Annotated in this window: 8 protein-coding genes and 1 pseudogene; all 9 read left to right on the plus strand. The window is 65.4% G+C overall.

The window, feature by feature from the left end:
- Positions 1-40: 40 nt before the first annotated feature.
- The 9 genes and pseudogenes from RI444_RS06430 to RI444_RS06475 all read left to right on the plus strand — a co-directional run bounded on the left by RI444_RS06430 (position 41) and on the right by RI444_RS06475 (position 23,519).
- On the plus strand, positions 41-6,172 hold the full coding sequence (locus tag RI444_RS06430) for an Ig-like domain-containing protein (protein ID WP_207604948.1): 6,132 nt from the start codon (positions 41-43) through the stop codon (positions 6,170-6,172).
- 250 nt (positions 6,173-6,422) lie between these two features.
- Positions 6,423-12,524 (plus strand): annotated as a pseudogene (locus RI444_RS06435) (Ig-like domain-containing protein).
- 70 nt (positions 12,525-12,594) lie between these two features.
- Positions 12,595-13,566, plus strand: coding sequence for an AAA family ATPase (locus RI444_RS06445; protein ID WP_062095829.1), 972 nt, complete (start codon positions 12,595-12,597; stop codon positions 13,564-13,566).
- A 48-nt stretch (positions 13,567-13,614) separates the two neighbouring features.
- Positions 13,615-15,042 carry a DUF58 domain-containing protein gene (locus RI444_RS06450; protein ID WP_316963880.1) on the plus strand — a complete coding sequence of 476 codons (1,428 nt, stop codon included), beginning with the start codon at positions 13,615-13,617 and terminating at the stop codon, positions 15,040-15,042.
- Positions 15,039-17,534, plus strand: a complete 2,496-nt coding sequence (locus RI444_RS06455) for a transglutaminaseTgpA domain-containing protein (protein ID WP_207604946.1) — start codon at positions 15,039-15,041, stop codon at positions 17,532-17,534. Before RI444_RS06450 ends, RI444_RS06455 begins: the two co-directional genes overlap by 4 nt.
- Positions 17,524-19,020, plus strand: coding sequence for an RDD family protein (locus tag RI444_RS06460; protein WP_207604945.1), 1,497 nt, complete (start codon positions 17,524-17,526; stop codon positions 19,018-19,020). Before RI444_RS06455 ends, RI444_RS06460 begins: the two co-directional genes overlap by 11 nt.
- Positions 19,017-19,913, plus strand: a complete 897-nt coding sequence (locus RI444_RS06465) for a PP2C family protein-serine/threonine phosphatase (protein ID WP_179014716.1) — start codon at positions 19,017-19,019, stop codon at positions 19,911-19,913. The genes RI444_RS06460 and RI444_RS06465 overlap by 4 nt, the downstream gene beginning before the upstream one ends.
- Complete coding sequence (locus RI444_RS06470; protein ID WP_207604944.1) at positions 19,903-21,801, plus strand: FHA domain-containing protein; 1,899 nt, start codon at positions 19,903-19,905, stop codon at positions 21,799-21,801. Before RI444_RS06465 ends, RI444_RS06470 begins: the two co-directional genes overlap by 11 nt.
- Positions 21,798-23,519: a serine/threonine-protein kinase gene (locus RI444_RS06475; protein WP_207604943.1), complete on the plus strand. Its 1,722-nt coding sequence runs from the start codon at positions 21,798-21,800 to the stop codon at positions 23,517-23,519. The genes RI444_RS06470 and RI444_RS06475 overlap by 4 nt, the downstream gene beginning before the upstream one ends.
- Positions 23,520-23,528: the final 9 nt, after the last annotated feature.

Genomic DNA, 23,528 nt, shown 5'->3' on the forward strand with positions numbered 1-23,528 from the left:
CACGGAGGGTGACGGCTGCCTATTTAACCGGGGGAAGTCCATGGCTCCGAGCAGGAGGCCCGCCCAACGAGCGCCCAAGCGGCAACCATCACGGAAGCGGCGCGCCAGGATCCTGGGTGTCACCGCCTTCACGGCAGCTGCGGCGGTGCTTGTTACCGGAGCCATCCTCTACCCGGGTTTCAAAACCACCGAGGTGGACCTCAACGACGGCGGCGTCTGGGTTGTCAGCAAATCGAAGAACGCCGCCGGCCGGCTGAATTACCCTTCGAAATCCCTCGACGGTGCCGTCACTCCGGCCAGCGACGACTTCGAGATCCTGCAACAGGCAAGCGACATCTTCATTGACGACGCCGGCGGGGCGACGATCAACCCGGTCAGCGCCGCGAACATGCGCCTGGGCGGGGACCAGCAGCTTCCGGGAGCGGCGCACGTCAGCTTCGGCAGCAAGGTCCTGGCCGTCACTGATCCAGCCAAGGGCAAAGTGTGGGCCGTTTCGCCCACCTCGCTGGGCGGTTTCAGTGAAGAATCCACGCCATTGTTCGAACAGTCCCAAGGCATCACGTCCGTTGTGGGGACGGACGACACCATCCATACCCTCGACCCCAAAGCAGGGAAGCTTACCGCCACCACGGTGGATGCGGACGGCAACGTTGTGGACTCGCAGGTCCGCTCCGATGACTCCCTCAAAGCCGACGGCGACGTGCAGCTCACGGCCGTTGGCGGCAAGGCGGTTGTGCTGAACCAGGCCAACGGCAACATCATCCTGCCGGGCGGTTCAGTGGTCCATCTCGCCGATGCCAGGGACGCCAAGCTGCAGCAGGCCGGTCCGGAGGCCGGCACCGTGGCCATCGCCACGAAGGATGCCCTGTTGCTGCAGCCCTTGGACGGCGGCACGGCCAAAACCATTCGCGCCGACGGGCAAGGGACCCCGGCGGCGCCTGTCCATGTGGGTACGTGCACTTACGGGGCGTGGTCCGGGGCCAACAAGTACGTCCGGGAGTGCAGCAATGAAGCCGACAACCGCCGCGCCGACGTGCCCCAGGCGAGTGCGTCGCCGTCGTACGTTTTCCGGGTCAACCGCGACCTCGTGGTCCTCAACGACGTCAACTCGGGCAACGTCTGGATGGTCAACCAGAACATGCAGCTGGTGAACAACTGGGATGACGTCATTCCGCCCCAGCAGACCTCGGACGATGCGGACAAGGACTCCGCTGACGAAGTCCAGCAAACAGTCCTTCCGGATCGCAGCAAGCCGAACACCCCGCCGGTGGCCAAACCCGATTCCTTCGGAGTGCGCGCCGGGAAGACCACCATCCTGCCGGTACTGGACAATGATGCCGATTCCGACGGCGACGTCCTGACCGTCAGTGCCGCCGAACCGCTGAAATCGGGAGCGTTGTCCCCGGTTTACGGGGGGACGGGCTTCCAGATTGCGGTGCCGGCCGGCACCACAGGCACCGAAACCTTCAAATACTCCGTCGACGACGGCCGCGGAGGAACCGCTGCCACCGAGGTGGACCTGCGGGTGGTGCCGCCGGAGGAAAACAACGCCCCGCAACCCAAGCCAAACCGCAACAACACGCTGGTGGTGCAGGCCGGCAAGATAGCCAACCAGTACATCCTGACGGATTGGATCGATCCCGACGGCGATGACATCTTTGCCGTGGCGGCCTCGAGCAGCGATCCTGCCGACCAGGTCCGGATCAGGCCCGACGGCCTGCTGACGTTCCAGGATTCCGGAGCCGGTCCCGGCCGCAAGACCATCACGTTGACGGTGTCGGACGGCACCGACAGTACCGATGGGCAGGTCGTCGTGGACGTCCGCGCTCCCGGAGCCCTGCCGCCCATCGCCAACGCTGACCACGTCGTTGCGGTGGCCGGCCAGGACACCGTGATTGCGCCGCTCAAGAACGACACCGACCCACAGGGCGGAACCCTCCGCCTGGCGCAGGCCCAACCCGATGGGCAGTCCACGGCGGTCATCGGGCCTGACCAGCAGACGTTCACGTTCAACTCCGGTGCCGTAGGCGCCCACTACGTGACCTACATGGCGACGAACGGGCCGGCGAGTGCCCAGCAGTTGGTCCGGGTGGACGTCGTCTCCGGCAACAGCGATGATGCACCAGTTGCCGTGCGGGATATTGCCCTGCTGCCCAGCGGAGGCAGCACCGTGGTTGACGTCCTCGGCAACGACTCGGACCCCGCCGGAGGCGTTCTGGTGGTGCAGTCGGTGACGGCAGTGGACGGCCTGCCCGTCAGCGTGGCGGTGCTGGACCACTCGGTCGTGAAGATCACTGACATCCGCGCCGAAGGCCAGTTGTCGTTGAAGTACACCATCTCCAACGGCAAGGCATCGGCAACCGGTGACATCTCGGTCCAGGTGGTGCCGGCGCCCACCAAGCTTCAGGCGCCGCAGGCAAAGCCCGACGACGTCACGGTGCGGGCAGGCGACGTGGTGACCATCCCGGTGCTGGAAAATGATGCGGATCCCAACGGGGGCGAACTCACCCTGGACCCGGTCCTCGCACAGCAGCCGGACGAGGCGGACGGCCGGATGTTCGTGGCCGGCAAGACCCTCCGTTTCATTGCCGGAGAAGAGGCCAAGACCGTCTACGCGATCTACAAGGTCACCAACGCTTCCGGCCAATCGGATTCCCAACAGGTCACCATCCGGATCAGGGCCTGGGACGACGCCACCAACACCCGGCCGGAGCCGAAGAACCTGACGGCCCGTGCGGTGGCGGGAATGACAGTCAAGATCCCTGTTCCGCTGGATGGCATCGACGCCGACGGAGACTCGGTCAAGGTGATCGGCATCGACAAAGCCCCGTCCCTGGGGACCGCCGTACTCCGCGACGGCTACCTGGAGTACACGGCCGGCGGTAAATCGGCGGGGACCGACACCTTCAGCTACCGCGTGAAGGACCGCATCGGCGCGGAAAATACCGGCAACGTCATTGTCGGTATCGCGCCGGCGGAAGCAGACAACCAAAAGCCAATAGCAGTGGATGACGCCATCGACGTGCGTCCAGGGCGGCGCGTCGCCGTCGATGTCCTCAAAAACGATTCCGACCCCGACGGCGACCCCATCGGCTTGGTGCCGACGTTCGATGCCAAACCCGGGCTGGAGGTCGAAGCCGTTGCCGGTAAAGCGGTGTTTACCGCGCCGGGTACCGCCGGCGTGGAGAGTATCAGCTACCGGATCCAGGATGACAAGAAGGCCGAAGCAAGTGCCGTGATCCGCGTCCAGACCAGTCCGTCGGCCCCGCTGCATGCACCGATCGCCGTTGATGACCATGTGACCCTCGCGGAGACGTTGGGGAAGACCGCGGTGGACGTGCCCGTCCTGAAGAATGATTCCGATCCTGACGGGGTAGCCGAAGACCTCAAGATCTCCTTGCCTGACGGCAACCCCAACGCCCGGGTGGGCACCTCGGGAAACGTGGTGGTCACGCTGGTGCCCCAGGACCAACTCATTCCGTACACGGTGACGGACATTGACGGCCAAACGGCCACGGCTGTCATGTGGATTCCCGGACAGGGCCTCCAATACCCGACCCTTTCCAAGACCGACGTCGTGGAAGTCACCGCGGGCAAGGAAGTGACGCTGTCACTGAAGGAGTGGGTCAAGGTCCGTGACGGCCGCAGCCCGCGGATCACGGTGGCGGACAAGATCAAGGTCCAGGGCGGTGACCCGCTGAATGTCATTGCGGGCGACGGCGGTGCCCTTCGCTACGCTGCGCAGGCGGACTACGTGGGTCCCGGCTCTGTGACGTTCGAGGTCACGGACGGTTCCGGTCCCGACGATCCCGAGGGGCTGAAGTCCACGCTCACCATCATGACCAAGGTCCTGCCGGATCCCAATGCCAACCATCCGCCGACCTTCAGCGGTGCCGTCATCGACGCTCCGCAGGGCGATGTCACCGAACTGGACCTGTCGAACCTCGCCGGCGACGTGGATGAGCAGGACCAGGGCAAACTGAAGTTCGAATTCGACGGCCAGCAGCCCGGCGGGTTCGAGGCCCGGATCGACGGCACGGTCCTGAAAATCACGCCCGGCGGATCCCTCAACCCGGGCGCACGCGGCGTGGTGCCGCTGAAGGTGACCGACGGCCGGTCCGATCCGGTCCGTGCGGCCGTGACCGTCACGGTGGTTTCCTCCAACCGGCCCAAACCGGTGGCCAACGACGACGCCGTGGAGAAGGCCGATGCCGGCAAGCCGCAAACCGTCAATGTGCTCGGCAACGACTTCAATCCGTTCAGCGAGCCGTTGGGAATCGTGTCCGCGGTGGTGGAGACGGGTTCAGCCGGGCAGCCCCAAATCTCGGGCGGCTCCATCACGGTGACGCCGTCCGCGGGCTCAAAGGGCGTGCTGGTAGTCCGCTACACCATCAAGGACAAGACTGACGATCCGAGCCGCCAGGCAGTGGGCCGCGTCCGCATCACTGTCCGGGATAAGCCCGATGCTCCTTCCGCGCCCGCGGCCACCGATGTCCGGAGCCGCACCGCCGTGCTCAAGTGGGCCCCGCCGTCGGACAACGGCGCAGCCATCACCAAATACACCGTGAAGGCTGCGGGATTCCAACAGGAATGCCCCACCACCACCTGCACCCTGACGGGGCTGACCAACAACGTGAGCTACGTATTCACCGTGACGGCCACCAACGAGGTCGGGGAGTCCGGCGCGTCGCCGGCTTCCAACGAGATCAAGCCTGACGAAAAGCCGTCACCGCCGGACGCTCCCGCCGTGAAAGCCGGGGACAAGGACCTGGCCATCACGTGGACCCCCGCGAAGACCGAGGGCTCACCCGTCAAGCACTACAACCTGGAGATTTCCCCGCCCCCGGGCAACGGAGTGGCGGTCAAGAACGAGGTCACCGGACTCTCCTACACCTGGACCGGACTCACCAACGGGGTCAACTACAAGGTTCGGGCCCAGGCGGTCAACGAGCTCGGACCTTCCGACTGGAGCCTGTACTCCGCCGAAGACCACCCGGCCGGTCTTCCCGGCGCCCCGGCGGCGCCCACCACCGCCGTCGTGTCTTCCGTGGGTTCGCAGAACCAGCTCCGGGCTGACTGGACAGAACCGGACATCAACGGCGACCCCATCAAGAACTACTACGTCACCATGAGCGGGGGCAGCGGCGCTACGCAGACGCAGACCGTTCCGGGCAATACCCGTACGGCCACCTTCACGGCGAATAACTCGGAATCCGGCTACACGTTCACTGTGCAGGCCGGGAACAAGGCCGGCAAGGGTGCGGTCAGTGCGGCCTCTGCTCCACGGCGGGCAACCGGCAAGCTGGGAACCGTGGGCAACGTCAGTGCCACACCGGCCAACACCGGGGGAGCAGGCGGCCAGCTCACCATCAACTTCACAGTGTTGAACCAAGCCCAACGCAACGGTTCAAGCGCCAATGAAGTCAGTTACACCTACCGCGCCAGCACCGGCCAGTCCGGCCCCATCCAACCGGGGCAGACCGTTGGAGGTTTCGCCAATGGCCAGGCCAGCAGCATCACGGTGACTGCCCAATCTTCCGTTGCACCGAGCTCGGATGCGAGTGCTCCCGCCACGGCCACGCCGTATGGTTCGCCCGGAACGCCATCGGCATCGGGGACCAACGGGGCGATGAACGATCCCTCGGTCACCCTCAACTGGTCCTCGCCCTCAACGTCCACCAATGACGTCAAGACCACCAAGATCAGGATCAACGGCGGCGCGTGGGAGACAGTTGCCGCATCCGGCAGCCGGACCATCAATACCGGCGGCTACGAACAAACACGGACCATCGACGTGCAGACCTTCAACTCCCTGGGTACCGGTGGGCCGGTAGCCAGCGCCAGTGCCACATCCGGCAAGAAGGGGGAGTGGACCACCACCATGAACCCGGGTGCCGTGGAGCGCTCCTGCAGTTACACCCTTGGTGGATCAAATTACGATCCAAACAGGTTCACGTGTGACGGCAAGGGCGGCAACCAGCCGCCGTGGATGTACACCTCGGACCAGGGAAAGATTGTTGTCCGTTGCTACATCGACCAATCGGATGGCTGGGTGGGTATGCAGCGCTGGTGGCGCATTGAATCAGGCTCCTACCGGAACGTAGGCCGGTACATCATTGCAGGTCACACCTATCTGGGTGATCCAGCAGGCATCGGAGCGCCCCGATGCTGACCCGTCGCAAGGCCGCCAACAGGGGAGAGGTCCCCATCGCCGCGACCGGGACTAAGACAGTATGCTGTCAAAGCCATTGGAGAGTCCGGTATCGGCTTTCCATGATGGGCCGTGTGGTGAGTGGGATAGTCTTAGGGACTGAAAATTCCGCCGCCGTATGGGGGTACTGCGGAATGAACGGCTGCCGGCGATTGCCGGTGGGCTCGGAAGCTGCTCGGGGCGGCTGCTATAAAAAGGGAATTTTGGGGTCGTGACTTCTTTCTTCGGCAAGCTGGGGCTGAAAAAGCGTCGAAACAGAAAATTGGTGTCCGCAACCGCGGCAACGGCAGCAGGTGCCGTGCTGGTGGCGGCAGCTGTGCTGTACCCGGGATTCAAGACCACCGAGGTGGACTTGAACGACGGCGGCGTATGGGTTGTGAGCAAGACCAAGAACGCCGTGGGCCGGCTCAATTACCCTTCACGGGTACTGGACGGGGCGGTCACTCCGGCCAGCACCACCTTCGATGTGCTTCAGCACGACAGCAACGTGTTTGTCGACGACGAATCCGGCTCCACCATCAACCAGGTGTCCGCCGCGAACCTGAAACTTGGCGGCGATAAGCAGCTTCCGTCGTCGGCGCAGGTCAGCTACGGCTCTACGGTGCTCTCTGTCACTGATCCTGCCAAGGGCAAGGTCTGGGCGCTTTCTCCCTCCACCGTCAACGGGTTCGATGAAGAAGGGACCGAACCCGTCCTGACCGGTTCCCAAGGCCTCGTGTCCGCGGTTGGCAATGACAACCGTATTTACACCGCGGATCCGGGCAAGGGCGAGATCACCGTCACCACCGTGGACGTCAACGGGGAACGGACCGCCTCGGAAGTCACCAAAGTCGATGAGCTCAAGGGCGCCGGGGACTTGCAACTGGCTGTTGTGGGAGACAAGCCGGTGGCGCTGGATGCCGCGTCCGGCAACCTGTTCCTGCCGGGTGGGCGCAAGCTGCAACTGGCCGATGCCCGCGAGGCCAAGCTCCAGCAGACCAGCGCGGAAAGCGGCTTCGTGGCCATCTCCACCCGCAAGAACCTGCTGAAGCAGCCGCTGGACGGCTCCACTGCCGATACGGTCAGCGCCGACGGCGAAGGTGTTCCCGCCGCGCCCGTTCAGGTGGGCAAGTGCGTCCACGCCGCGTGGGCCGGAGCCAACAAATACGTGCGTGACTGCGAGAATGACGCAGACGACAAGAAGAACGATGTCCCCAAGGCAAGCGCTTCGCCCAACTACGTGTTCCGCGTCAACAGGGACCTGGTGGTCCTGAACGATATCAATTCGGGCAGCGTGTGGCTGGTCAACCAGAACATGCAATTGGTCAACAACTGGGACGACGTTGTCCCGCCCAAGAACCAGTCCGACGACCAGGACCAGGAGTCCGCGGACAACAACACCATCAACGTCCTTCCGGACCGGACCAAACCCAACCGGGCACCCGAGACCAAGCCCGACGAGTTCGGAGTGCGGCCCGGACGCACCACCATCCTGAGTGTCCTTGACAACGACTCGGACCCCGATGGAGACGTTCTCACGGCCGCAGTGGGCGCCAATGCACCCAAGGCAGGTGCGCTGGAGAACATTTATGGAGGTTCGGCGTTCCAGATCAAGGTCCCGGCCGAAGCGAAGCCCGGAACGGAGACCTTCGACTACAACGCCTCCGACGGGCGTGGACTCTCCGCTGCCGGCAGGGTCACGCTGCGGGTCGTCGCTCCGGAAGAGAACAAACCGCCGTTCTTCAAGCGCGCTGAGCCCACCACCATGCTGGTGGAACAGGGCAAGTCCGTCAGCCAGAACATCCTGACTGACTGGATGGATCCCGACGGTGACGACCTCGTTCTGCTCGACGCCAAAGCCGACAACGAACAGGACCAGGTGAAGGTCCGGCGGGACGGCCTGCTGACTTACCAGGATTCCGGCGCTGCCCCGGGCAAGAAGAACGTCACCATCACCGTATGGGACGGACGGGACACGACGACGGGCCGCGTTGTGGTCAACGTCCAGCCGCCGGGAGCTTTGGCGCCGGTGGTAAACGCCGACCACGTCACGGCTGTTGTGGGCCAGGACCTGGTGATCTCTCCGCTGAAGAACGACGTCGACCCCAACGGCGGCGCTTTGCGTGTTGCCCACGTGGAAGCAGCCGGCCAAGCGGAGTTGGGTCCCATCACCGACGGCGGGACGTTCACCTTCCGCAGCAACACCCCCGGACCGGTGTACCTGACCTATATTGCCAGCAACGGACCCCAGAGCAGCCAGGGGCTGATCCGGGTGGACGTTGAATCCGGCAAGGACACTGGCGCACCCGTCGCCGTTCACGACGTGGCATTGCTGCCTGTGGGCGGAAGTGTCCTGGTGGATCCCTTGGCCAACGACTCCGACCCGTCCGGGGGAGTGCTCGTTTTGCAATCGGTCACCGTTCCGGAGGGCTCATCAGCTTCGGTGAGCGTGATCGACCACAGCGTCCTGCGCATCACCGACGTCCTCGGCGCCAAGGAACCGTTCGTCTTCAGTTACACGATGTCCAACGGCCGGGCCTCGGCCGCCGGCACGGTGGGCGTCGTCCCGGTGCCTGCACCCGCCGTCGTGGAGGCTCCCCAGCCCAAGCCGGACGAGGTCAACGTACGCGTGAACGACGTCGTGACCGTTCCGGTCCTGGACAACGACACGCACCCGCAGGGCCAGGAGCTTACCGTTGACCCGGTGCTGGCCCAGACCGTTGCCGAGGAAGACGGCAAAGCTTTCACCTCCGAGAACACGCTCCGTTTCATCGCGGGCCCCACGCCCAAGACCGTGCGCGCCATATATAACGCCGTCGATCCCCAGGGCCAGAAGAGCGCCGCAGCGGTGACCATCCATATTCTTCCGCTGGAAGGCGCCCAAAACTCCCGGCCGCAGCCGCAGAACCTGACGGCCCGCGTGGTTGCCGGTGGAACCGTCCGGATTCCCGTCCCGCTGGACGGCATCGATCCCGACGGCGACTCGGTCCAGCTCACCGGCATCGACAGCACGCCCACCATGGGAACCGCGACGGCGGGAAGCAACTTCATCGATTTCGTCGCCGCAGGTGACGGCGCAGGGACGGACACTTTCCGTTACAAGGTGATCGACCGCCAGGGTGCCGTCAACACCGGAACCGTAACGGTCGGCGTCGCACCCCGGGGCGAAAACAACCAGAAGCCCACCCCGGTGGATGACGAGGTTCAGGTTCGCCCGGGCCGCCAGATCGCCGTCGATGCGACGGCCAACGACACCGACCCTGATGGCGACCAGATCCGCATCCTGACCGACAGCATTGAGGCCGACGCCGCCCTGGACGCCCACGTGAGCAAGACCAGCGGCCGCATCCTCCTGACCGCTCCGGCGGCCGAAGGCACCGTCAACGTCCGCTACGCAGTGGCTGACGATCGCGATGCCGTAGGACAGGCCACCATTCGCGTGGTGGTCAAGAACGACGTCCCGCTGCAGGCGCCGATCGCCCGCGATGACCGCGTCACGTCCGCCCAGACCCTCGGCAAGACCGCCGTGGATGTTCCGGTGCTCAAGAATGACGAGGACCCGGACGGGGTGGGCGAGAACCTCAAGATCGCCACCGACTCGCCTACCGCACGGCCTGGTGCCGAGGGGAACGTCTTTGTGGAACTCACCGAGCAGCCGCAGCTGGTGCCCTACACCGTGGAGGACGTGGACGGACAGAAGTCCACGGCCATCATCTGGGTCCCCGGCGTCGGCCAGCAGGTGCCCACACTCGCCAAGGACGAGGTAGTGGAACTGGTCTCCGGACAGTCCGTCACTGTTAACCTCTCCGAGTGGGTGAAGGTCCGTGAGGGCAAGTCACCGCGGCTTACCCAGGCCGACCGCATCAAGCTCATCGGTTCCGACGGCAGCGATCCGATCGCCGGCAATGGAACCGCCATCAAGTACACCGCCGGTGTGGAGTACGTTGGCCCGGGTTCCATCAGCTTCGAGGTCACTGACGGTTCAGGCCCCGATGATCCCAATGGTTTGAAGTCCACGCTCAGCATCCGGACCAAGGTGCTGCCGGACCCGAACAAGAACAACCCGCCGGAGTTGCTGGGCAGCGACCTCGAAGTGCCCAAGGGTGACTCCGCGAGCCTGGACCTGGAAAAGCTGACGTCGGACCCGGACGCGGACGATGTCCGGAACATGAAGTATGAGCTGGTGGGTTCCGCGCCCGGCGGCTTCCGGGTGCAGCTCGACGGCAAGACGCTGAAGGCATCAGCCAACGATTCGGTCCAGATCGGGCAGGGCGGCACGGTGCAGGTCAAGGCCAAGGACCCTCGCGGACTCGAAGCCCTGGCGAGCTACAAGCTGACGTTGACGGCGTCCAACCGTCCCAAGCCGGTGGCAAATGACGACGTTGAGCCGGATGCACAGGCAGGCAAGCCTGTCACCGTCAATGTCCTTGCCAATGACTCCAACCCGTTCCCGGATACGGCCTTGAAGATCGTCTCTGCCGTGGTGGAAACCGGTGAGGGCGCGGCTGAACCCGGCGGCGACAGTGTGACGGTCACCCCTGGCGGCGGTTTCACGGGCACCATGGTGGTTGCCTACACCGTGTCCGATAAGACCGGGGAGCTGTCCCGCTACTCGACGGCCCGCATCCGCCTGACGGTGAAGGACAAGCCGGCTGCCCCCACCACGCCGTTGGCGCAGAGCGTGGGCGATCAAACGGCATTGCTGACCTGGACCGCGCCGGCAGACCGGGGCTCACCCATCACCAAGTACACCGTGTACGGCGAGGGCGGATTCAAGCAGGACTGCCCGGCCAACACGTGTACCTTGACGGGCCTGACCAACAACGTGAAGTACCACTTTGCCGTGACGGCTACCAATGCCATCAATGAATCCGAGCGTTCACCGGTCTCCGCGGAGGTCCGGCCCGACGTCAAGCCTGACACCCCCTTGGCTCCGACCCTGAAGTTCGGCGACAAGCAGTTGTCTGTCGCCTGGGTACCGCCGGCCAGCAAGGGTTCTCCGGTGAAGTCCTACGATCTGGAGATCTCGCCTGCACCTGCCGGGCAGAACCCGCAGATCCAGAACCTGACCGGGGCCAGCTACGTATGGAAGGGCCTGACAAACGGCGTGGCCTACAAGGTGCGCGTGCTTGCCAGGAACGATGCCAAGGAACCGTCCGAGTGGAGCCCCTATTCGGCGGCAGAAACGCCTGCCGGTGTTCCGGCGACGCCGTCGGCACCGTCGGTGTCCGGCGCCGGGTCCGTGGGCAACCAGAGCCAGCTGAAGGTCAGTTGAGCGGCTCCGAACAATAACGGTGACCCGGTATCCGCCTACAAACTGACCACCTACCGCGGTGGCGCCGTCGTGACGACGCAGACTGTAGCGGCCACCTCACAGAACGTGACCGTCGCCAATTCCGAGGCCGACTACACGTTCACGGTCTCCGCCACCAACAAGGCCGGCGTCAGCGGTGTCAGCCAGCAATCGGCGGCGATCCGTGCCGCGGGCAAGCCAGGAACAGTTGGCAGCGGGTCGGTCAAGGAAACGGGTACCAGCGGCCAGCTGCAAGTGACCTTCACTCCGCTGACCGCGGCCGAACGCAACGGCTCCCAGGACAACGAGATCACCTACCGCTGGCAGACGGCGTCCGGTTCCGGACCCATCGCGCGCGGTGGCGGTGTGATCGGTGGACAGCCGAACGGTACCAACGTGGTGGTCAATATCATTGCCACCTCCGTGAAGAACAACATGGCCGGCGACGCCAAAGCAGTTGGAACGGGCAACCCCTACGGTCCGCCGAACGCGCCCAACGTCAGCGGTGGCAAATCGGCCAAGGGCGACGGCCAGGTGCACTGGACGTGGAACAACCCGGCCACCAACGGTCGCCCCTTGGATCACTTCGAAGTCTCGCTCGACGGCGGCGGCTGGACCAGCGTTGGCAAGGCAAACCGCTACGACGTCTCCGCCGGAGGTTGGGAGAAGACCCGCAGGCTGAACGTCCGGGCCGTCACGGTTGTGGCAGGACCGCCCAGCGGAAACGTGACCGCCACCAGCGGAGCAGACCCCACGCCACCGCCACCACCGCCGACGCCGTCGCAGATCCAGGTGGAAGCAGCCAGCGTCCGGACGTGCCCGGGTAAACCGGGCCTGCCCGACTCCTACACTCCCGGTAGCCCGGCCAAATGCGGCGTCGGTTGGGTAGAGCGCTCGTGGGGCAAGATCACCATCGACTGCACCAAGAACATCTATGGCGGTAGTACTGCCTGGTACCGCCTCAAGGGCAGTCCCAAGGATGGCTGGTACGTGAAGTCCACCACCGTGGACCTTTACGGACCCCGGCCGGGGGGTTGCTGATGACCCGCGTGGCACCACCACACTCAACTCCACAAGAACACTTCGGACTGAAGAAAAGGACTCCCAAGCAATGACCATGACAAACGAGCAGGCCGCGTGGTTTGCAGAAACGTTCGAGAAGCTCGTTGCCAACGTGGGCCAGGCAGTCCTGGGCAAGGAACACGTCATCCGGTTGACGTTCACCGCAATGCTGGCCGAGGGCCACGTGCTGTTCGAGGATGCGCCGGGTACTGGTAAGACCTCGCTGGCACGTGCCTTGGCCGCGACGGTGCAAGGTTCCCACAACCGCATCCAGTTCACCCCTGACCTCCTGCCCTCGGACGTCACGGGTGTGACTATCTACGACCAGAAGACCCAGAAGTTCGAGTTCCACAAGGGGCCGGTGTTCAGCAACATCGTGCTTGCTGACGAAATCAACCGTGCGTCGCCGAAGACCCAGTCCGCACTGTTGGAAGTCATGGAGGAGTCCCGGGTGACCGTGGATGGCACTACGTACGACGCCGGCCGGCCGTTCATGGTCCTGGCGACCCAGAACCCGATCGAGCAGGCGGGCACCTACCGCTTGCCGGAAGCACAGCTGGACCGCTTTCTCATCAAGACCTCCATCGGCTACCCGGACCACGCTTCCACGGTGCGTCTGTTGGGCGGGAGCAACCTGAAGGACCGCTCCAAGGATCTCTCGGCGATCATCACCACCCAGGCTGTGGCCGACATGGCCGACCTCGCCGCTACCACCCACGTTGACACTGCAGTGCTTGAGTACATCTCGCGCCTTTGTGAGGAGACCCGCAATGCTTCGGAGACGCGCCTTGGCGTCTCCGTGCGTGGTGCCTTGGCGATGGTTCGCGCCGCCAAGGTGTGGGCAGCAAGCCAGGGACGCAACTTCGTCCTGCCGGATGACGTCAAGGAACTGGCGCCCGTCGTGTGGACGCACCGCCTGGTCATGGACCCGGAGGCTGAGTTCTCCGGCGCCACGCCAGAGGTAGTCCTGACGCGTGTCCTGGCTGACGTAGCCGCGCCGCAGCAACGCGCCAGCGCATAGTTCCTGCAGCTTCACACCCGCATCCCCGGCACGAACAAAGGTCTCCACATGTCCTCCAGCACACCCCTGAACAGGGCTGCTGATTCGCTCAAGCGTGCAACATCGGCGCTTGGCAGCAAGATCCGCTCAGTCGGCGGCTCCGGTAAGCACCCGGGCGGCCAACCGGTCGGCCAACCCGGCAACCGGCCCCGCCCTGGAAACGGCAGGGGCAAGCAGAGCAAGCTCCACCCGGCTGCCGTGTGGGCTGAAGCCGCGGGGACAGCAGGGGAGTTGCTTGCCCCGGTGTGGTCCAAGGTCCGGGCCTACTGGTTGCGTTTTGCCTGGCCGGTCCTTTCCGTGGTGAGCGTCCTGGGCTGGGTAGTGCTGGCAGCGGCCGTTGCTTTGTGGATCGCAGGACAGTCCTGGGGCTGGCAGGAAGCGAAGTCCGCTGCGATGGTGGCCTTCCTGCTGTTCGTGTTCGCCATCGCTTTCATCGTGGGCCGCTCGGCGTACGGTGTGGTGCTGGACCTCGCCCGTACCCGTGTTGCAGTGGGCGATGACGCAGTGGGCAGCATTGCCGTCTCCAACGTCTCCGCACGGCCTTTGCTCCCGGCATCACTGGAGCTTCCGGTGGGGGCGAACACCGCCGTCTTCCACTTGCCCCGGATGAAGCCCGCGCAGGTCCACGAGGATCTCTTCACCATCCCCACTGCCCGGCGTGCCGTGATCGTGGTGGGTCCCGTGCGTTCCGTGCGCGCCGACCCCCTCCACCTCCTGCGCCGAAGGGTGCTCTGGACTGAACCTGTGGACCTGTACGTCCATCCCCGGACGGTGCCGTTGGGTGGTTCTGCCGCAGGTTTCATCCGTGACCTGGAAGGTATGCCCACCACCGAACTTTCCAGCGCGGACGTCTCCTTCCACGCCCTCCGGGATTACGTGCCGGGCGATGACCGCAGGCACATCCATTGGAAGACCACGGCACGCACCAACAAGCTGATGGTCCGCCAGTTCGAGGAAACCCGACGGGCCCACCTCGCCATCTCACTGTCCATCAACACCGACGAATACGATTCCGAGCATGAGTTCGAGATGGCCATCTCCGTGGCTGGTTCCATTGGCCGCCAGTCCATCCGTGAGCAGCGCGAACTGGACGTTCTGACGCAGAAGGGGCCGCTTCGTTGCGAAACCGGCCGCAACCTGCTCGATGACATGACGAGGATCGTCGGGGCACCCATGCGGAAAACCGCCGTCGACCTTGCCCGTACGTTGTCGGACACCGTCCCGAACGCCTCCGTGGTGTTCTTCGTCGTGGGCAGCCAGGTGACAGCGACGGAGCTGCGTTCCGCGGCGGCCTCCATCATGCCGGGTGTCCGGAGCCTTGCCGTGCGCGTCCAGCCGGGCGCGGCGCCGTCGAGGGCGAACATCGCGGACCTCACGGTCCTGACCGTCGGTGACCTGGATGACCTTGCGATTGTCCTTCGAAAGGCGGCAGCATGAGTACCGCGCCGAATCTTCGCACCCGCGACCGCAGCCGGAGCGCCAAACCTGTACCGTCCTTCTTCGCCGACGGCCGGCCGGCATGGCATTTCGCCATCGACTGCGGCGCTTTGGTTGTCCTGTTGTTCCTGGGCGTCCTTGGTTTCAGCTTGAGCTTCGGGGGAGACCCGCGCTACCTCATTGCCGGGCTGGGCGGCATCCTGCTGGGCCTGGGAATTGCCGTGCTGAATGCGCACCTTCGCCTGGGGCTGCTGATTACCACGGCGCTGGCGTTCGGCGCCTACATGCTTTTTGGATCGGCCCTGGCGGTCCCCGACACCGCAGTGCTGGGGTTCCTGCCAAGCCTCGATTCGCTCAGGACCCTGCTTCCGGGAATTGTCTTCGCCTGGAAGGACATGCTCACCGTCGGTGTCCCGGTGGGCACCGCGAACGGCATGCTGATTGTGCCGTTCCTCAGTTCGTTGATCACCGCGCTGGCCGCAGGTCTGTTGGCTTGGCGGCTCAAGAGCCCGTACTGGCCGCTCTTGCCGGTCCTGGCGCTCTTTGTGACGGGTATTGCCTTCAGCACCAGCGCCGGTTTCCTCAACGTCGAACGCGGCGTTTCCCTCACCATCATCGCGATTGTGTGGGCAACCTTCCGGCGCGACGCCCTGCGCCAGTCCAGCACCAAGACAGTGTCGGCCAACCGGACGGACCACGACGCCGGTGCGGCCCGCCGCGGCAAGCTCCGCCGCCTGGGGACCGGGGCAGCGGTCATTGCCGCCGCCGTCGCCATTACCGCCGTCGCATCGCCGCTGGTGACCGCCAGCGATGACCGGAAGGTGCTGCGCAACACGATCGTGCCGCCGTTCGATCCACGCGACTACGTCACGCCGCTGGCCAGTTTCCGGAACTTCGTGAAGGACCAGAAGGACAGCACGCTCTTCTCGGTGAAGGGCCTGCCCAAGGACGGCAGGGTCAGGCTGGCGGCCCTGGATTCGTTCAACGGGCTGAACTACACCATGGATCCGAACAGCTCCGGCAACTTCAGCAAGGTGGGGGACGCCCGGTCCTTGAACACGCTGGCGGATACGGGGAGCCCCGTCGCCAGCACCAATTACTCGCTGGACATCACTATTGAGGATTATCAGGGGTACTTCGTCCCCGGCGGGCGCCACACCACCGGCCTGAGCTTTGCGGAGGCCGCGGGAGCGGCATCGGGCCTGTACTTCAACGCCGGGACGGACACCGCGGTGACCACGCAGGGCCTGGGCAAGGGTGACTCGTATACAGTGCAGGTCTCGGACCCAGGGAAACTGGAGCACGGTCAGCTCACCCAGTACGACTTCGCCAAGATCACCCTGCCGGACGCCCAGGAAGTTCCGCCGATCGTGGCTTCGCAAGCGAACGAACTGTCGGCTGATGCTCCCACGGCGATCGACCGGGTCCGCCAGATCGAGGCGCACTTCCAGAAGAGTGGTGCGTTCAGTAACGGCCTGGTAGCCGAGGGCCAGCTGCCCAGCCTGCCCGGCCATAGTGCCGCACGCGTCCGTAACCTGCTCTCCGCCAAGCAAATGCTGGGCGACGACGAGCAATATTCGGTTGCCATGTCCCTCATGCTGCGCCACCTGGGCATCCCCTCCCGTGTGGTCATGGGGTTCTACCCGGACCCCAAGAGCCCGGAAAACGGTGCCGGCGACATCAAGATCACAGGCAAGGATGTGCACGCCTGGGTGGAGGTTGCCTTTGACCGTGTGGGTTGGGTGGCGTTCGATCCCACGCCGCCCAAGGACAACGTGCCCATCCCGCCGGACCCCGAGAGCAAATCCAAGCCCAAGCCGCAGGTCCTGCAGCCGCCGCCCCCGCCGCAGGAGCCCGCGGACCTGCCGCCGGACTCCACCCCGGACGCCCTGGATGCCGACGAGAAGAAGAACAACCCCTGGCTCTTCTGGGGTCCGCTGCTGGCCGCCATCGGCGTTGCCCTGATTCCGCTGGGGATCCTGGCCATCCCGCTGTTGCTGATCCTTCTGTTGAAGGCACGACGCCGGAAGGCGCGTTTCCGTGACGGCCACCCCGCCCAGCGGGTCGGCGGAGGATGGAACGAGGTGCTGAGCCTTGCCACTGACATGGGCGCGTCAATCGACAACAAGTCGACGCGGCGCGAATCGGCCTCGGTGATTGCGGACGCCTTCCCCGTGGCAGGCAGCACCACCACCGTGCTTGCCCACCGTGCCGACGCTGCCGTCTTCGGAGCCGGGCAGCCGAGCGAGGATGAGGTCAAGGAGTATTGGAAGATCGTGGACTCGTCGCTGGAGGACATCACGGGAAGCGTTGGCTTCTGGAAACGGCAGCAGGCCCGGTTCTCGCCGCGGTCCCTGCTGGCGGATGGACGCGCCGCCCTGAGGCGACGGGAACAGCGCGAGACCGTTCCCGGCAGCGGGCCGCGGACAAGCGTGAGCGTATTTGCCAAGCTGAAATCCCTCTTCAGGAGGGGCGGATCGGGTGAACAGTGATGTTGAACTGTGCCCGGCCTGCCGCCATGGAGTGCGGCCCGGCGCTGCTTTCTGCACCTTCTGCGGTTCCCCGTTGAGCAACCGGGGAGCGCGTCGGGAACGCGACGTGAACCATGCGCACCTGGCTGCCCAGGACCAGGCGAACCATCAAGGCGCGCCCGGTCCCGGTAGTATCTCGGTAGTGTCCGCTCAGGAAGCTGCGGGGCGGACAGCCGCGGCGATGCCTGCAACCATGGCAGGCACAGGGGTGAATCCAGGGGGAGGGACCACGGTGTCGACGAAGCTTGAACTTGTGCCGGCTTCAGCGGGCAAGCGCTTGGGCGCCGCCGTGCTCGACTGGCTTCTTCCCCTTGCCGTCCTGGTCACTACCTTTGCCATCGGCATTGCCGGGATCACGCAAACTCGCCGGAACGGTTTCATTGTGTATGACACCGGCCTGCTCGTGTTGCTCGGCAGCATCGGACTGGCCGTCACCGTGGCCTACATGTTCGTGTTGCTCGGCATCGAGGCCAAGTCCGGCAACACCATCGGCAACCAGCTCATGGGCATCCGGAGCTCTGACGCGGACGGTTACGCTCCCGGCGCTGGAGCCGTCTTCGTCCGGGGCATCGTCACCGGCGGCGGCCTGTTGCTGGGGGCAATCGTCGGTGCTGTGCTGCTCGCCATCGGGCAGCTTGGCCTGGTTCTTTTCATCGCGCTCCCGCTGATGGTGCTGGGAGCTATCTGGGCCATCCTCGTGGTGGTCTCCAGCGCCTGGGACAAGAACGGCAAGCTGAAGGGGTGGCAGGACAAGGCAGCCAAGACCCTGGTCTTCGATGTCCATGCGGGTCGCAACCCCGTAGCCACCGGCGGCATCCAAGGACCGTACAGCTTCGCGCCGGTGGACTTGCCTCCGGTGCAGCCCGTTATCTCGCCGGTTCCGAGCCCGTCGCCGGCTTCGGCACCGGCTCCCGTCCCCGCGCCGGCGGCGACCGAACCGGCGTCGGGCTCCTCGCCTGCTGCGCCCGCACAGGGCGCGTTGCCTCCGCACGATCCCAACCAGTGGCGTCCCCCCACTGCACCGCGTCCGGTCCCGCAGGCATCCGTGCCCGCCGTTGCCCATCCTGATGACGACCTCGACCGCACCCGGATGCGGCCGGGTGCTGCACGGGCCGAGGCAGTCCTGCGGATCCGCATTGACGACGGCCAGGATGTCCAGCTCGGCGGCACGGTTCTCCTTGGCCGCAACCCCGCACCACAGCCCGGCGAAGCTACCCAGCAGCTGTTGCCGGTATCCGACCCGGGGCGCTCCATCTCCAAGACGCACCTGCACCTGCGGGTGGATGGTGACGGCGTCTGGGTCACCGACCGCAACTCCACCAACGGCAGCGCGGTCACCACCCCCGACGGCCTCCAAACCCGTTTGCAGCCAGGTGTTGCAGTTTTCGTCCGCCCCGGTTCCACCGTCCACTTCGGTGACCGTTCCTTCCACCTAGGACAAGCATGAATTCACAGCGGGCAACCCCCGATGCCGACGCTAACGCAGCCGCTTCCAGCTTCCAATTGAGCTACGGCTACGGTACGGACCGCGGTTTGCGCCGCGAGTTGAATGAGGATTCGTTCATTGCCTCGGATCCTGTCTTTGCCGTGGCCGACGGCATGGGGGGCCACGAGGCGGGAGAGATCGCCAGCGGCATGTGCGTTCGCACCCTGGGCAGCGCCCCGGAACTGGCAACGGGCACGCGGACGGCGTCGGCCGGTGAGCTGCAGGGCTGCCTGTTGAAGGCGGACGCGGCCATCCGCAATGCCACCGGTGGACGCGCAGGGACCACGTTGTCCGGCGTCGTGGTGGTCGAGCAGATGGGCGTGCCGTACTGGCTGGTCATGAACATCGGCGATTCCCGGACGTACCTGCTGAGCCAGGGCCAGTTCTCGCAGGTCAGCGTGGACCATTCGGAAGTGCAGGAACTGGTGGATTCGGGGGACATCACGGCCGAACAGGCCGCCATCCATCCGCGCCGCCACGTGGTCACCCGGGCCCTGGGCACCGGCGATGAGACCGAGGCCGACTTCTGGCTCCTCCCCATCCAGGAGGGCGACCGGATCATGGTCTGCTCCGATGGACTTAACGGGGAACTCGGGGACGACCACCTGTTCCGCATCCTCAGCACCGTTGCCCACCCGCAGGACGCGGTGGATGCCCTGATCCAGGCGGCCCTCCGCAGCGGCGGGCGGGACAACGTGAGCGTCATTGTGGTGGACGCCAAGAACGTCCTGAACGACGCCGGCATTGCCACCACTGCGCCGCGCCCGGAAGTGGGCAACGACGTCGAAGAGGACACCCTGCCACGGGCTTGGGTCAACGGCGCGGAAACCGAGGACGGTGCTGATGGCAAGTAATGGCGTGCCTGCCGTCGCCCGCTACCGTCACGGCGACTGGTTTGGAGTGCTGCGCCGGGGAACAGTCGTCCTCCTCGGGCCGGAAACTCCGGAATCGCTGGTGGAGTCCGTGTGGGAGCTCCTGGCCTCCGCGCCCGAGGCCCACGAGGTACTCCATGAGGTCACGGAGGCGTTCGGCGTATCACTGACCAGGATTCCGCCCTTCGGCATCATTGATTCCAAAGACCAGCTCAGGGTCTTCCTTCGCGGCGACCTCGACCTTGAAGTCCACTCGGCCTCCGGCGGCGAGCAGTTGTCCGGCCGGGACGTGACCACTTGGACGGAGCGGCGGCTGCAGTCACCGGACTCCGTCAGCCTGCGGATCGGTTCCGGCGGTAGTGCGGCAGCCTCCAACGGCGGTGCAGGACCTTCCGGCGGAACCACGACGGCGGCTGGTACCGTCCCGCTGGGCCTGCCGGTGGTTGAGGGAGTAGTGCGGCTTGCCGCGCTGGAGGTCGTCCTTGCCGGCGTTCCGGCGGCTGCCCCGGCCCCCGGAACTGAAACACCCGCAGCCGACGCGGAGCCCGTGGTGGCACCCGCGGACGCTGGGCCCGTGGCGGCACCGGGCGGCGGACGGGTCTCGGATGAGACTGTGCTTGGCTACACCGACGTGGACCTTGGCTTGACGATCGCTCCGCACACGGACGGTCTGCCTGTTGTTGCCGGTCCGGAGGCCGCCGCCGCGTCTGCGCCGGAAACCGCTCCCGGGCCCGCGGAAGACGTCGTTCCAGGGGAGGACCCTTCAGACGAATTCCAGCCGGATGAGTCCGTGGACACTCCTGCGGCAGCCGAAGCTTCCGAGGACTCCGGTGGCGTTCCGGTTCACACCAGCACCACGGATCCCATGGTTCCCACGCTGGAAACCACCACCAACTATGACCACCTGTGGGATAAGACCGTAATGCGGAACATCGAGGACGCAGCGGTCAGGATCGTGGGAGACGAGGACGACCACGACGTTCCTGCAGCCCAGGTGCCCTCGCCGCCGATCCCCGAAGGAGTGCCGCTGCCGTCGCCGAAACGGGCCGACGCGGAAAGCGACGGAGCCGCCGAAGGAGGGACCGGCGTCGTACCTGGTCCGGCCGGAGCCGTACCGGGTACCGGCGACGGGTCCGCAGGCCAGGCCCCTCTTGGTGTACCGGCCCTGATTGATTCCGTCCCGTGGCTGCGCAGCAGTGCCTCCTCCGAGGCTCCTGAACCGGCTGCGCCCGCCCGGCAGTTCACTTCCAGTCCACCCGCGGTGCAGGCTCCCGAGGAAAATGATCCGGACCATGATGGCCAGACCATCATGAAGAGCAGTGTTGCAGGGGACGTTCCTGAGGGTACGGCCGCAGGTGGCTCCTCAACCGGCACCGCAACCGGCCAGGAAGGCGCGGGCAACCACGCCACGGGACCCACCGTTTTAGCACGGGTGTGCGGGCAGGGACATGCAAACCCGCCCACCTATCCGCAGTGCGCTTCCTGTGGCCTCGCGCTGTCCGGAGACGCGGTCCAGGTGCCGCGCCCCAGGCTTGGCCGGATGCGTATCTCCACGGGCGAGTTGATCGACCTTGATAAGTCGTTGGTCATCGGCAGGCAGCCGTCCGTCTCCAGGGTCCAGGGCGGCACCATGCCTCGCCTCGTCCAGGTGGAAAGCCCCGGGGGAGACATCTCCCGGTCGCACGTCGAGGTCCGCCTGGAAGGATGGCACGTCATGCTGTGCGACCTGAAGGCGACCAACGGCACCGTTCTTATCCGGGAGGGCCAGGCACCGCGCCGGCTCGCCCAAAACGAGATGGCCATCCTGCTCGACGGCGACATTGCCGAGTTGGGTGACGACATTTCATTGCGTTTCGAGGAGATTCTTTGAGTTCCAAGAGGCCCCCTGCACCGCCTCCCCATATCCCGGGTTTCAAGTACGTCAGCCTGCTGGGATCGGGCGGCTTCTCTGACGTCTTCCTCTACGAACAGGACAGGCCGCGCCGCAAGGTAGCGGTCAAGGTGCTGTTGTCCGACCTGAAGACCGAGGGTGCGCGCCGTCGCTTCGAGTCCGAAGCAAACCTGATGGCGCAACTTTCCTCCCACCCGTACATCGTGACCATCTTCGAAGCGGAGACCACAGAAGACGGACACTCCTACCTGGCCATGGAGTACTGCTCACGGCCCAGCCTCGATGTGCGGTACAGGCGCCAGCGGTTCAGCGTTGACGAAGTCCTGGCTGTCGGGATCCAAGTGGCTTCCGCCGTCGAGACCGCGCACCGCGCCGGCATTGTCCACCGGGACATCAAGCCGGCAAACATCCTGGTCACCGACTACAACCGGCCTGCCCTGACCGACTTCGGCATCTCCGGGACCATCGGCGGGGACAACGACGACGACGCCGGAATGTCCATCCCCTGGTCACCCCCTGAGCAGTTCCGCGGCGGGCCCGTGGACGGCGTGCCCGTGGACATCTGGGCCCTGGGTGCAACCCTGTACACGCTGCTGGCCGGACGTTCCCCGTTCGTGTTGCCCGGGCAGGACAACTCGCAGCGGGAACTGATTTCCCGCATCACCAACTCCCCGTTGCCCCGCCTGGGCCGCGCGGATGTTCCCGAATCGCTGGAACTGGTCCTTGCCACTGCCATGGCCAAGTCCCCGGAGTCGCGGTATTCGTCGGCGCATGCCTTTGCCTTGGCATTGCAGCGCATCCAGGCGGAACTGAACCTGTCGGTGACGCCGTTCGAAGTCCTGGCGGACCCGGGGCACGGGGATGAACAGCACCCGGACGACAACGTGGAAGAGACCCGCGTCCGGAGCATCGCTTCGATCGATCCGGATGCGTCCGGAACCGCAACCACCGGTTCGGCCCCCACGTTTCCTGCGCGGACGTTCCCGTCCACCATGCCGGGTACGTCCACCATGCAGGGTACGTCCAGCACCGCCGGCACTTCCACCAGCCCTACGCGGCCAAAGCAGCAGTTCCCGGCACCGCAAACCAACCTTCCGCAGTTCCAATCACCGGGTGTCCACGCGCCCAACGCCGCCCCGGAACCGGAAACGGCCGAGTCGACGGTCTTGCGCGGCTGGCAGCCGCCGGCGCACGATGACCTCGCCGCCACGGTCAATCGTTCGGGCCCCGCAGCCGAAGAAGCCGGGGCCCCGGAAGCCGACCACAGCAAACGGAACCTGTGGCTCGGCGTGAGCGGTGCAGCAGTGTTGGCTGTCGCCGTCGTCGTAGGTGTGGTGCTGGGCGGTTCCGCGCAGCCCAAAGTGGCTCCCAGCGAGATCGCGAGCAAACCGCCCGCAGACGCCATCAGCGACGGCAATGTGCCCGACGTGACGGGCATCCGCGCCGAGGTCCAGCAAGGCGGCGGCCCCGGACTGGTGGTCTTCAGGTGGGACCCGGTCGCGCTCAATTCCGGAGACACCTACAAGTGGCGGACCAAGTCGGCCAAGGCGGACGGACCGTACGAATCGACGTTGGCCTCCAACGTGGTACTCCCCGGTACCACGCAGCTGCCGGTGTGCATCCAGGTGATCGTTGTGCGGGCCGATGGCTCGGCGTCGCCGGGAGGTCCTGAATCCATCGGCTGCCTTGAAAAGTAGCCCGTTCCC

Origin of the sequence: Paenarthrobacter sp. AT5, assembly GCF_032764245.1 — a bacterium.
Lineage (GTDB): Bacteria > Actinomycetota > Actinomycetes > Actinomycetales > Micrococcaceae > Arthrobacter > Arthrobacter ureafaciens.